This is a genomic window from Streptomyces sp. S.PB5 (genome assembly GCF_030403745.1).
GTDB lineage: Bacteria > Actinomycetota > Actinomycetes > Streptomycetales > Streptomycetaceae > Streptomyces.
In genome coordinates, this window is record NZ_JAQMWP010000018.1 from 150,514 (window position 1) to 163,079 (window position 12,566).

Sequence of the window (12,566 nt, forward strand, 5' to 3'; positions counted from 1 at the left end):
TCGGCGGCTACGGGCAGGGAGGCCGGTAGGTGAGGTTCCCGAAGTACTGCTTCCATTCGGAACGGGTCATCGTGGGGTGGCTGTCGCGGCACACCCGGGCGGCGACGCGCTCCGGGTCGGTCTCCCACATCTGGGCGGTGCGGTCCGCGCCCGCGGTGCCCAGGGTGTGACCGTCAGGGGCGAACGCCGCTGTGTAGATGTGCTTTCCGCCGCTGGTGAGGGTGGCCCGTGCGCGGGGGTGAGCCGGATCGGTGAGGTCCCACAGCCGGGCGGTCCCGTCCGCACCCGTCGTGGCCAGAGTGCGGCCGTCGGGGGTGAAGGCGGGGGAGTGGACGGCCCCGACATGGCCGACGAGGGTCGCCGCCCCGTGCACGCGACCACCGGCGACGCGCCACAGGCGCACCGTGCCGCCGAAGTCCGTGGTGACCAGGGTCTTTCCGTCCGGGCTGAACGCCGCTGCGTTGACCCCATCCTCCAGTACCGCGGAGGTGTCCAGGCGTCCCGGGCGACGGGGGTCGGTGACGTCCCACAGCCGTACGGTGCCGTCCCAGCCCCCGGTGGCCAGCGTGCGCCCGTCGGGGCTGAAGACGGCGGTGTTGGCGCCGCCCGCGTGTCCGGTGAGGACGGCCAGCTCGCGGGGCGCGCGCGGATCAGCGACATGCCACAGCCGTACGGTGCCGTCGCCGCCGGCTGTGGCCAGGACCTGCCCGTCGGGGCGGAACGTCACCGTGTTCACGTGTGTGCCGTACCCGGGCACCGTGGCCAGTCGCCGGGGGTGGCGGGGATCGGTGACGTCCCACAGAAGGACGGTCCGGTCCCGGCTCCCGGTGGCCAGTGTGCGCCCGTCGGAGCTGAGCGCGAGCCCGCACACGGTGTCCCGGTGCCCGGTGAGGGCGGCGAGTTTCTCCGGACGCGGGGGATCGGTGACGCCCCACAGTCGTACGGTGCGGTCGCCGGCCGTCGCCAGGGTGTGCCCGTCCGGGGTGAACACCACGGCGCACACGGTGTCGGTGTGGCCGACGGCGGAGAGCAACGGGAGGTCCCACAGCCGTGCGGTCTGGTCGTCTCCAGCGCTGGCCAGGCCACGGCCGTCGGGGCTGAACGCCACGAAGACGGCGGCGTCGGTGTGCCCGGTCAGCACTGATTGCCGGGCGGGGTGGCGCGGATCGCCGATGTCCCACACCCTCACCGTCTGGTCCAGACTCGCACTGGCGAGAGAGCGTCCGTCCGGGCTGATCGCGACGGAGCGCACGCCGTCCGTGTGCCCCGCCAACGTCGCCAGCCGGGCCGGGTGTTCGGGCGTCGTGACGTCCCAGAGCCGCACGGTGCGATCCCAACTCGCACTGGCGAGGGTCCGGCCGTCGGGGCTGAACGCCACCCAGTTCAAGGCGGCGGTGTGGCCTTTCAGGGTGGCCACGGCGCGAGCGGGCGCCGACGAGTGGTCCAGGCTCCACAACCGGACGGTGTTGTCGAACACGGCGGTGGCGAGCGTGCGGCCGTCAGGGCTGAACGCGACGGAGACGACCGCACGCTTCGCGTCCTTGCGGCCCGGGAGCGTGTCCCTCGTCCGGGGCCGGCGGGGGTCGGTGAGGTCCCACAGCCGCACCGTGCCGTCGGTGCTCGCGGTGGCGAGCGTGTCGCCGTCGGGGCTGAAGGCCACCGCGTTGACGTCGCGGATGTGGCCGCGCAGGACGGCCGCCAGGCGGGGCCTGGCGGGGTCGATGGTGTCCCACAGCCGGGCGGTGTCGTCCCAGCTCGCGGTGGCCAGGATGCGGCCGTCCGGGCTGAAAGCGGCGTGCCTGACCTTCTCGGTGTGCCCGGCCAGGCCGGCCAGAGTGCGTGGACGGTGCGGGTCGGTGACGCTCCACAGGCGGGCGGTGTTGTCGTTGCTGCCGGTGACCATGACGCGGCCGTCGGAGCGGTAGGCCACCGCGTTGACATTGTCGGTGTGGCCGGTGAGCCGTGTCGCGTACGGAGTGGCGAAGGTGCTGAGCAGGCCGCCGCGGGCCTCGACGGTGGGTGCCAGCTGGTAGGCGGCGAGGCTCAACTGGGCGGCGAGCGCGGGGTTGGTGGAGCGTACCGCGGCGGCCTGCTGTGCGACCTTCTGAGAGAGGGCGATGTTGCGCTGCCGAGTGGCGGCGTCCTGGGCGCGCAGCGCGTAGACGGTGGTGGCGCACGCGGTGAGGAGGAGCACGGCCAGCAGTACGGTGAGTCTGCGCAGGCGACGGGTACCGCGCCGGGTGGCTGCTTGTTCCCGTTCCGCGGCGGCCTGGCTCGCGTCGAGGAACGCCCGCTCCGTCACGGACAAGGACGTACGGTCGAGCGCGACGGCCATGGTCAGACGTGCGCCTCGGTACAGTGCGCCGGGATCGCGTCCCAGCGCTTCCCATGTGTGTGCCCCGTCGGTGAGCTGGCGCAGCGCCCGCATGGCTTCCCGGTCCTCGGTCAGCCATCCGTGCAGTCGGGGCCAGCAGCGGATCAGGGCCTCATGGGCGAGCTCGACCCGTTCGTGGTCCAGTGTCAGCAGACGCGCAGCGGCGGCGCGTTCCAGTACGGCGGTGATGTCGTCGCTGTCGGCCGGTTCGGTGAGTTCCCCCAGTTCCTGAAGGCGTGCCGGCCGACGGGTGTCCTCGGTTCCTTCCCCCAGCGCGGTCAGCCGCACGAACACCCGCTTGACCAACTCCCGTTGTTGCACGTCGAGTTGTTGGTAGAACTCCTCCGCAGTGTGGGCCAGGCCGCCTTCGAGGCCGCCCGCTGCCTCGAAGGCCTCGAGCGTCAGGGCGTTGCCGCGGCGCCGCCGCCACGTCTGCAGCAGCGCGTGCGACAGCAGGGGCAGGGTGCCGGCCTGGCCGTGCGCCTGCGCGGTGAGGGACGCCAGCAGGGCGCCCTGGACGCTGAGTCCGGCCCGCTGCGCGGGACTCACCACGGCCCGGCGCAACTCGTCCAGGCTCATCGGCCCGACCGGCACCTGTGAGTCGCGCATGGCCGCCACCAGCGGCGGATGATGCGTGCAGTGGGCGTAGAAGTCGGCGCGCACACCGAGCACCACCCGGCACTTGCCGGAGGCGGCCGAGGCGGCCGTGACCAATGCCTCGATGAAACCGCGCCGTTCGCCGTCGTCCTGGCACAGCGTGAAGATCTCCTCGAACTGGTCGATGACCAGCACGATCCCGTCGCCGCCTTCGTTGCGGGCGACGATCTGCCGCACCACCCGGTCCAGGTTGTCCGGGTCCTGTCTGAACTCCGCGTACAGGCTCCCCGGTGTCAGGGCGGCCAGCGCACCGAGCCGCACCGCACACTCCTCCAACGGCCGCGGCCCCGGTGTCAGCACCACCACTACCGTCGCCGCGGCCTGCAGACGCGGCACCAGCCCCGCCCGCAGCAGTGACGACTTGCCCGAGCCCGACGCCCCGATCACCACCACGAACCACTGCCGTTCCAGCCGCCCGGCCACCTCCTGCACCAACTGCTCGCGGCCGAAGAACCACTCCGCGTCCTCTTCCGTGAACGACCGCAGACCCGTGTACGGCGAGGACGCTGTGGACTCCTCCGTCGGGCCGGGTGCTGCCTCCTGCGCACCGAGCCGATCCGCCGCCGCCCGCCAGCGCCGCTCCCACTGCTGGGCGTCCCCGTCACAGGCGCGCACGTACGCCAGCGTCACCGCAAGCGTCGGCAGCCGCTGTCCGGCCGCGGCGGAGGACAGCGTCGAGATCGAATAATGGGCCTGCTCCGCCAGGATCCGGTACGGCGGATTGCCCGCCTTCCGCCGTAACTCCCGTAAACCAGCGGCGAACTCGGGTAACGGACCGCCGTCCGCGTCGATCGGTCGCTCCTTGCGCGGCATCGCCGCACCTCCCCGTTGCTTCCCGGTCCCTCAGGACCCGGTCTGAAGCCGCGTCACATTTTTCACGAGTTGTTTGTTCGGCACCAGTGCCTCGAAAGCGAACAACGCGACAGCGGCTACAACGGGAGCGGCCGATTCCCGGCTGGATGCAACGGATTGCGGAGGTAGGGAGATGTCCGTCCTACGGAAAACAACCGCTCGGCTCGGAGCGATCGCCATCGTTCTGGGTGCGGCCCTGGCCGCTGCCCCGTCCGCGCAGGCGGACACGGCGCACACGACCGAGACCAAGCGGCACTCGGTACCCGGCGACGAGGCCCAACCGGCGGGCTGGGACCGTACGATCAGCGTGGGTCAAGGACGCAGCGCCTGTCCGGTGCACTATGTGTGCATCTGGACGGGCACGAACTTCACCGGTAGCGGCCTCGGTTTCACCGGCAGCATCGCACGCGGTGACGCCGTGTCGTGGTTCAACACCGTGTGGCAGGACCACGTCTATTCGGCGTTCAACAACACCCTCAGCGTCCCGATCACCTTCTTCAACATCTACGGCAGTACCTGGACCCCCATCGGCAGTCTCAACCCTGGCACCTGGGTCGCCAGCGGTTGGGTGAACAGCGACAAGGCGGACGGTATGGGCTACGTGTAGGTGGTTGCACCTGCTCGTCCACGCACGGGCCGCCTGCATCGGTACCTGCCTGAACCCGGTCGGCCCGGGCACTCGACCGTGGCGTTCACGCCGACGACCTGACGGTGATCGGGTTGGACGAGACCGTGCACATCGACAGCGAGCCCTCGGAAACGTCGCCGCCCGCGGCATCCGCGGGCTCGGTGTCGGTCTACCTCCACGCGTTCAGGGGGGAAGGAGCAGAGTTGCCGGGACGGGAGAGGGAATCGGCCCGTCCCGGCGCATCCCCGGCTGCCCTTGTCCGTCGGCGAACCCAGCGCGGCACACAGATGATGCGCCCCTGTCGGATGCACCGCGTCCTGGAGAGCCTCGACGATGTCCCGGCATGAACCCGACAGCACCGCCACGGCCGGCTCGGGTGACCCTTGAGCAACCAGCCACACCCTGACCGGTGATTCCGCCGGCAACCAGCTTTGATTCAACCGGTCGAATCAACAGTGCTGGTTGAGGACGGGCGGGGAGGAGATCTCACGCGGGCTCTGTACCGGAGAGTCCTACCGGGCGATCGCCGGCCTGCTGGGGCGTCACCATGATGCCGACGCAAGGGGCCGACGATCTGTTCCGGCGGCCACTCCTCCCTCAGGAGAAGCAGCACCGTCTTCCTCAGCGCTGGACGGCGGGCAAGCAGGCACTGCTTCGGCCGCCGGGCGCGGTCAAGTGCCCGTTCCTGTGCAGCGGGTGCCCGGTGGACGTCGCGTCCGCCGTTGTTGGCTTCGCGGCTGATCGTCGACACCGGGACGATCCGGGGATGAAGATCAGCCACGAGACGAGCTGCTCCGGCAGGAGGAAGTCGGGGGCATCCGCGAGTCGAGGACCGTGCTCGATCACAGCCTGGTGGCCAGCCAGATGGTCACTGCCGCGGTGGCGGTGAGGACGATGTTGAGTGCGATCCGGCGGTCTCCTCCGGTCAGGTGGACGGCGATCGCGCCGGTCTGCAGGAGTACGAAGCCGATGGCCGCGGCCGGTGCCAGTGAGGGAGCGATGCCGGTCAGCGGCGGCAGGATCAGGCCGGTCGCGCCGAGTATTTCGACCGTCCCCAGCGCCCTGAGGGCGGGCAAGGGTACGCGGTCGACCCAGGCCATCATCGGCCGGAGTTGGTCCCGGCTGCGGATCACCTTCAGCGTGCCTGCGTAGAAGTAGAAGAGGGCGAGCAGTCCCGCGACGATCCAATAGGAGATGTTCATGGTTTCCGTTCATCGGCCACCGTTTCGCGGCGGCCCGTCGATTACGTCGATTGCCAGGGGGTCCTGGCAAGGCCCGGGCTGTCGCCCGAGGGAGTCGTGCACCGAAGATCGGGAGCGTCACAGCTCCGCCGGTCGAAAGGAGGGCGACCGCCTTGCGTCCCGTCGACTTCAGGCGGAGTCGGCGGCAGGCTCGGTCGCGTAGCGGTTCAGCGCGTCGATATCGGCTCCCGCGGCGTCAACGGCCAGCCGCCGGAGAAGCCCTCGCCGTGTTGGCCGTGTTGGTGCTGCGGCGGTCCTTGGGTGTGCGGAGCGGGGACGGACTCGGCGATCGCGAGGCGGTGCCCGGTGTGGCTGCCGTCCTCCAGAGCGCGCACGTGTGTGGTGCCCGGAACGATCGTCTCGCCATCGCCGGGACGCACCACCGATACGGCGGGGTCGGTCTGCAGCTCGCTGTTCCATGCCTCTTCGCTCATGCTCACGAGTGCACCGCCGACGCACTGTCAGTGTCCAAGACTCATTCCGCAGCGCCGATACCTGATGGGTATCGTTGCAGCGTGGAGCTACGGACTTTGCGCTACTTCGTGGCGGTCGCCGAGGAACGCCACTTCGGGCGGGCCGCCACCCGACTGCACATGAGTCAGCCGCCGCTGAGCCGGGCGATCAAGCGGTTGGAGGCCGATGTCGGGGCCCTGCTGTTTGCCCGCTCGCCCACTGGCGTCACGCTCACGGCGGTGGGCACGGTGCTGCTCGACGAGGCGCGGGCCCTGCTCGACCATGCCGATCGCGTCCGTGTACGCGTGAGCGCGGCGGCCGGCGTCTCGAACCTCACCGTCGGCATCTTGGGCGACGGTACCGACCCGGGAGTGTCCAGGCTGGCCGCCGCCTACCGCAGAAGCCACCCCGGCATCGACATCCGCATCCGCGACACCGATCTGACCGACCCGACGTGCGGGCTGCGCGCCGGACTGGTCGACGTCGCCCTGACTCGGGCGCCGTTCGACGAGACCGCCCTGACGGTGCGTGTGCTGCGGACCGATCCGGTCGGTGTGGTCCTGCGTGCCGATGATCCGCTGGCCCGCCGGGACCGGCTGCGGCTGGCCGAGCTGAGTGACCGTCGCTGGTTCCAGTTCCCGCAGGGCACCGACCCCATCTGGCAGTCGTACTGGAATGCCGGCAGCCTGCGCGAGGGCCCGGTGGTGCGCGCCGTCCAGGAATGCGTGCAGGCCGTGCTGTGGAACGGCACGGTGGGCCTAGCCCCGCTTGGGCACGAACTGCCCGCAGAGTTGGCCGTGGTGCCGCTGGTCGACATGGTGCCGAGCCGTGTGGTGGCGGTGTGGAACGAGGGTGACACCAACCCGTTGATCCGATCCTTCATCGAGATCGCGACAGCCGCGTACCGCCACTGAGCATCGGCAGCCGGTGCGTCGCAGCTCGCGAACAATGCGCACGTTGCGGCCCTCTGGACACACACGAGACGGGTTGCGGGTCAAGCCTGGGCCCGCGCGGCCTTGTCCCGCCCCGCCCTGTGGCATCCCTCGCGCCCCCTCGGCGCCTTAATCGAAGAGATTGCGCCGAAGTGGGGCCCGGCGCATGAGTCGGCCCTGTGCGAGCATCGCGGCCGGGACTGACGGCGGGCCGCGGACGTGAGCCCCCGCCACCAGTCGGCTTGACCGACCGGCTTCTGGTCACCCTGGTCCGCTTGCGTCATCAGCTGCCGCACGCGGCTTCGGCCGAGTTCTACGGGGTGGGCCGCTCCACCGTTTCCGCCGCAATCGGCGAGGTCAGGCCACCGCTGGCCGCCCGCGGCTTCGCCGTCCCCGACCGGTCGGGACTGCGGCTGCGAACCCTGGGCACTGACGGGGGGCGCCGGGAGGCATGGGTGGGGCAGGATCCGAAAGGGCACGATCCCAAGCTGCGGCCTGCTCCTCGGGGATGAGGCAGAGGCCGTGCTGTGCGGCGTCCTGGGCCATGGGTGTGCAGGCCATGGTGGCTGGGGTGTTCTCCCATTCGGCGAGGTGCAGTCGTCGTGATCACATGCACGACTTGTGCGCACACTATGAACAGAATCAAGCGACACATGGTGCACCGTCACATGCGTTCCTAGCATCACAGCGCTCGGCGCGAACTGCGCCCCTGGAGTTCAGGAGCATCGCTGTGAATCGCTCAGGCCGGACTACTTTTCCCTCTCGTCGCCTCCGGACCCGCGCACGACGTCTCGTGACGCTGACTGCTGGTGTCACAGGCCTCGTTGCCGGGTCACTCAGTGGCATCAGCCCGGCCCGGGCGGCGGCAGAGACGCCCCCAGCACTCGTCTCCTGCCCTGCCAACCTGGCGGAGAAGGCCACCTGTTACACCGGTCAGGACTCCAACGGGGCTTTCTACGCGATCGCTGTTCCCAAGCGGTGGAACGGCTCGCTCGTCGTGCACGCGCACGGCGGCCCCGACTTGGGTGACGCGTCCGATCCCGAGCGGAGCGTCGGCGACCTGCAACGTTGGTCGGTGATGGTGGACCAGGGGTATGCCTGGGCGGGCTCGTCCTATCGGCGCGGGGGATACGGGACCCGTATGGCCGCCGATGACACGGAGAATGTCCGTCGGCTCTTCGTGAAGGAGTTCGGTGTTCCTGATCGAACCTACGTACACGGCCAGTCCTGGGGCGGGAACGTTGCTGCCAAGGTCGTAGAGGTGTACGGCAAGCACGGTGCCTATGACGGTGCTCTGCTCACGAACGGAGTGCTGGGTGGCGGCTCGCGTGGATACGACTACCGTGTCGACCTCCGCGTGGTCTACCAGTACTACTGTCAGAACCTTCCTCGCCCCACCGAGCCCCAGTACCCGCTGTGGCAGGGGCTGCGGCCCACATCGACCCTGACGACGACGGGACTACGGGCCCGTCTTGAGGAGTGCACGGGATACGCGTCGGCACCGCAGGACCGGACCGCTCTGCAGCAGCGCAACCTTGACGACATCCTCGCAGTCACACGTATTCCGGAGCGCACCCTCGAATCGCACCTGCGCTTCTCCGTGTTCACGTTCCGCGACATCGTGCACAACCGGCTCGGCGATCGGAACCCCTTCAGCAACACGGGTGTGTGGTACTCCGGTTCACACGACGACAAGGCGCTCAACAAAGGTGTGGAGCGCTTCTCCGCCGATCCCGTGGCCCGGCGAGACCTGTCCTACGACAGCGATCTCACCGGCCGGGTCTCGATCCCCGTACTCACCTTGCACGCCATTGACGACCCCACCGCGTTCGTCGAACACGAGGCCGCCTACCGGGCCAGCCTCGAAGGCGCGCACCGGGAGAAGAACCTTGTACAGACCTTCACGACGGAAGACGAGCACAGCGAACTGAGCAACGCCGAGTACGCCAACTCCATCGCCGCGCTGTCCACTTGGGTACGTACGGGAACGAAGCCCACCCCGCGGTCCGTCGCATCCTCCTGTGCCTCCTACGACCGCACCTACGGGACAGGCTGCTTCTACGACCCTGAGTTCCATCCTCAGCCGTACGCCTCTCACGTCGAGCCCCGGCCGGGAGGGCTGTCGTGGCCGGCCATGACGGCTCAGCAGGAAAGGAACTGGAGCCGGATCGGCGGGGTCGGCATCGCGCCGTGAGGGGGCTGGCCGAGCCGGCCGAGCCCCATGCCCGGCCGCCAATGCGGGCGGGCGGCAATGCCGTCAGCGAGTGCCAGTAGTTCAGGAGGTCCCCCGGGGGACGGTCCCCCGGGGGACGGTCCCCCACGGGGATGTGGGCTGTGGCTGTCAGTAGCCGATGGTGAAGCGGCGCTGGACGAACCGTGGCAGCTCCGCTTCATCGATCAAGGCGATGGCCGCGTCCTCCGCCGAGATACGGCTGCGGCCGTCGGCGTCCAGGACGGGTTGGTCGCCGCCGATACGGAAGCGGCCGGTGCGCTCGCCGGGGCCGATCTCTTCCGCGGGGCTGAAGTAGGTCCACAGCCGGTTCGATGTCCGTAGAACGTTCAGGGCGTCGCGGTGACCGCGTACCGCTGCGGCGTATTCGCGGGGCAGCCCGAGTTGGTCGAGGGTGGCGTGCAGAAGCTCGTCGGAGTCTGCTCGCACCACTCCCGGTTCGATTTCGAGGCTGCCGGCGCCGCCGATCACGATGAGCCGGGTCTGCGGGCGGCTCTCCAGAGCCTTCAGCAGGGCCCGCGCGGCCGCCGCGTAGACGGTCGGGTCGGCGATCGAGCGCCGGACGGTGTCCGCGAAGTCTTTGGCGGCATTGCCCGGCTGGAATGCGCTGATCAGTATGTCGAGTCCGGGCAGGATGCCGGCGATGCTCTTCGGGTCCAGGACGTCGACGCTCGTCCAGGTGATGTTGTCCCGGCGCTCCGCGCGCTGCGCCTGATCGGCGTCCCGGCTGAATGCCTTGACGTTGTGTCCGCGGTCGAGGGCCTCGGTGACGACCCGGCTGCCGACGGTGCCCGTGGCTCCGATGACTCCGATGTGCATGGTTCTCCCCGGTGCGTGCAGAAGTAGTACGCGCCACGATTCGTGACGGCGTGCAGAAACTATACGCTGTGAAGTTTTTGCGCGAGACTAAGTAAGTCGACGCTGTAGAGTGCCTGTTGTGACAGTCACGGGCACCGGTGGAAGGCGCGAGCGGCTACGAGCCGAGACCACGGCCGAGATCAAAAAGGTGGCGCTGGCGTTGATGGCCGCAGGCGGACCGGACGCCATCACCCTGCGGGCCATCGCCCGCGACATGGGCATGACCGCCAACGCCATCTACGGATACTTCCCGACCAGGGACGACCTGGTCACCACACTGATCAACGACGTGTACACCGCCCTGGCCGACGCGGTGGACACGGCGTGGCAGACCACACCCTCCGCCGAACCCGCCGCCCGGATCGAGGCATGGGCCAACGCCTTCCGGGCCTGGGCCCTGGTCAACCCCCAGGGGTTCCGCCTCATCTACGGCGACCCCGTGCCCGGCTACCAGGCCCCCGAGGGAGGCCCCGCCCCGGCTGCCGCACGGCGGGTCTGCACCGGCCTCACCGCTCTCGCGGCAGCCGCCTGGCCGCACGCCTGGCACCTCTACCAGGACAGTGCCTTCGACTGGTCCGACTTCGACCCCGGGCTCCTCGAGAAGGTGCGGCCCGCCTTCCCCGACCTGCCGCCCGCAGCCGTCGCCCTCGCCCTGCGTATCTGGGGGCACCTGCATGGTCTGGTCTCGCTGGAGGTCTACGGTCACATGGGCACCCAGACCACCAGCCCGGAAAAGCTCTTCCGTGAGGAACTCGCCCAGCTCATACGGACACTTGGCATCCCACCCCGGCGCTGAGCGCCCAGGCGCCGACAGGATCAGTGAACTGCGGACCCAACCGTGAAGGCTGCACCGGCTGCCCGGCAGACGGACGGACCTGCTCTGCCGATCTCCCCGCCCCAGGGCCGAGAGCGGGGTCTGCATCAGGCCGTGCGCATGCCAGGCGCCACAAGCGCACCGCCACCGGGCCCGTCGGGCTGCGGTGGCGGTGTCGGTGGCGTGGGGGAGTTGGTCGGGGGGTGGCCTCGGCGGCGTCGATGATGACGTCGGCGACCGTGTCGGGCTGGGAGATGGAGACCGCGTGACAGGCAGCTCCGAGCCAGAGTCGCTGATCATGTGGGCTGCCGTCACCTTGGTGACCGGACACACCGGCCGCCGGAGTTCCCGGCACATGGGCCGGCAGCCCTCCCGGGAGCACGAACGGGACTGATCACCATGGCCCTGCCGACGAGCAGGGCCACCTCTTTCCGACCGCGACGCCAACGCCGCATCCGGCCGACGGAGGACTGCCGCGTCGGTCGCCTACGATCCGGTCTTTGCGCCGATGCCATGGGCGAGGAGGCTCTCGGCGGTGTCCTCGATGGTGTCGTCGATGGGGCGCGCTCGCCATCCGAGGAGTTTCTCCGCCTTGGTGCTTGTGGCGTCGAGGTCCCGGCCGAGCTGGTGTTTGAGCAGGCGCAGTTCCGGGTTCACGAGGCTCAGTGTGCGGGCGACCCAGACGGGCAGTTCACGGGTGGGGGCTTTCGCGGCGCGTTCACCGAGGCGGTCGTGCAGGATGCGTGCGATGTCGATGACGCGCAGGCTGTGCCCGGCGATGGCCAGGAAGCGTTCGCCGGCGGCTGCCGGATCGGTCATCGCGCGCAGGTGCAGATCTGCGACGTCGCGGACGTCGACGAAGCCCATCCCGAAGGGAGGGCACGCGGGAACCTGCCCTTCGAGCATTCTGCGGACCAGACGCAGGGATGGCGGGTCGTCCAGGCCGAGCAGGGGTCCAAGGACTCCTACGGGGTGGACCGCTGCCAGTTCCAGACCGCCGCCTTCGTCCTGGATGAACTGCCAGGCGGCGCGTTCGGCGAGTGTCTTGGAGCGCTGGTAGGGCGGGATGTCACTGTCGACGTCTGTCCAGTCCTCCTCGGTGAACGGAGTCGAGCGCGGCGGGTGTCCGATCCCGACGGCGCCGAAGGCGCTGGTCAGGACGACCCGGCGGACACCGGCGTCGCGGGCGGCGCGCAGCACTCGCAGGACGCCCTCGCGTGCCGGGACCACCAGGTCGTCGTCGTTGGCCGGCGTGTGACGCAGGGTCGGCGAGGCGACGTGCAGGACGAACTCGCAGCCGGCGACGGCGGCATCCCAGCCCTCGGGCTGTTCGAGATCGGCGCGTACGACGGTGAGACGGTCGTCGTCGAACGGTGTGGCCGCGTGCAGCCAGGACCGCAGTGCCGGCTCGCGTTGCAGGTCGCGGACCGTGGTGCGGACGGTGTGCCCGGCCTCCAGCAGGGCCTGGATGCACCAGCTCCCGATGAAGCCGGTTCCTCCGGTGACCAGTACCTGTGCCATCTGTCT

The 12,566-nt window shown here is 69.7% G+C and carries 9 protein-coding genes and 2 pseudogenes; 6 read left to right on the forward strand and 5 right to left on the reverse strand.

Annotation, left to right across the window (positions count from 1 at the left end; all coding sequences use genetic code 11):
- Nucleotides 1-7: 7 nt before the first annotated feature.
- Nucleotides 8-3,844 carry an XRE family transcriptional regulator gene (locus PH203_RS37730; protein ID WP_289926122.1) on the reverse strand — a complete coding sequence of 1,279 codons (3,837 nt, stop codon included), beginning with the start codon at nt 3,842-3,844 and terminating at the stop codon, nt 8-10.
- A gap of 172 nt (nt 3,845-4,016) precedes the next feature.
- Between PH203_RS37730 and PH203_RS37735 the strand changes: the two genes are divergently transcribed.
- Nucleotides 4,017-4,490, forward strand: a complete 474-nt coding sequence (locus PH203_RS37735; protein ID WP_289926123.1) for a peptidase inhibitor family I36 protein — start codon at nt 4,017-4,019, stop codon at nt 4,488-4,490.
- A gap of 863 nt (nt 4,491-5,353) precedes the next feature.
- On the opposite strand, the gene PH203_RS37740 is transcribed toward PH203_RS37735, so the two are convergent.
- Nucleotides 5,354-5,713 carry a DoxX family protein gene (locus PH203_RS37740; protein WP_289926125.1) on the reverse strand — a complete coding sequence of 120 codons (360 nt, stop codon included), beginning with the start codon at nt 5,711-5,713 and terminating at the stop codon, nt 5,354-5,356.
- 254 nt (nt 5,714-5,967) lie between these two features.
- Nucleotides 5,968-6,186 (reverse strand): annotated as a pseudogene (locus tag PH203_RS37745) (cupin domain-containing protein); the annotation flags it as partial.
- Nucleotides 6,187-6,267: 81 nt separating this feature from the next.
- Between PH203_RS37745 and PH203_RS37750 the strand changes: the two are divergent.
- The 3 genes and pseudogenes from PH203_RS37750 (at nt 6,268) to PH203_RS37760 (ending at nt 9,331) form a co-directional block, all read left to right on the forward strand.
- Nucleotides 6,268-7,119 (forward strand): LysR substrate-binding domain-containing protein, encoded by an 852-nt coding sequence (locus PH203_RS37750; RefSeq protein WP_289926126.1) that lies wholly within the window; start codon nt 6,268-6,270, stop codon nt 7,117-7,119.
- A 266-nt stretch (nt 7,120-7,385) separates the two neighbouring features.
- Nucleotides 7,386-7,562: pseudogene (locus PH203_RS49780) on the forward strand (transposase family protein); the annotation flags it as partial.
- 368 nt (nt 7,563-7,930) lie between these two features.
- Nucleotides 7,931-9,331: a hypothetical protein gene (locus PH203_RS37760; RefSeq protein ID WP_289926131.1), complete on the forward strand. Its 1,401-nt coding sequence runs from the start codon at nt 7,931-7,933 to the stop codon at nt 9,329-9,331.
- A gap of 147 nt (nt 9,332-9,478) precedes the next feature.
- Here the strand turns inward: PH203_RS37760 and PH203_RS37765 are convergent, their stop codons facing one another.
- Complete coding sequence (locus tag PH203_RS37765; RefSeq protein ID WP_289926133.1) at nt 9,479-10,186, reverse strand: NAD(P)H-binding protein; 708 nt, start codon at nt 10,184-10,186, stop codon at nt 9,479-9,481.
- A 118-nt stretch (nt 10,187-10,304) separates the two neighbouring features.
- On the opposite strand from PH203_RS37765, the gene PH203_RS37770 reads away from it, so the two are divergent.
- Nucleotides 10,305-11,021: a TetR/AcrR family transcriptional regulator gene (locus PH203_RS37770; RefSeq protein WP_289926135.1), complete on the forward strand. Its 717-nt coding sequence runs from the start codon at nt 10,305-10,307 to the stop codon at nt 11,019-11,021.
- A 283-nt stretch (nt 11,022-11,304) separates the two neighbouring features.
- On the forward strand, nt 11,305-11,433 hold the full coding sequence (locus PH203_RS37775; RefSeq protein WP_289926137.1) for a hypothetical protein: 129 nt from the start codon (nt 11,305-11,307) through the stop codon (nt 11,431-11,433).
- A 92-nt stretch (nt 11,434-11,525) separates the two neighbouring features.
- On the opposite strand, the gene PH203_RS37780 is transcribed toward PH203_RS37775, so the two are convergent.
- Nucleotides 11,526-12,560, reverse strand: a complete 1,035-nt coding sequence (locus PH203_RS37780) for an aldehyde reductase (RefSeq protein WP_289926139.1) — start codon at nt 12,558-12,560, stop codon at nt 11,526-11,528.
- Nucleotides 12,561-12,566 lie beyond the last annotated feature (6 nt).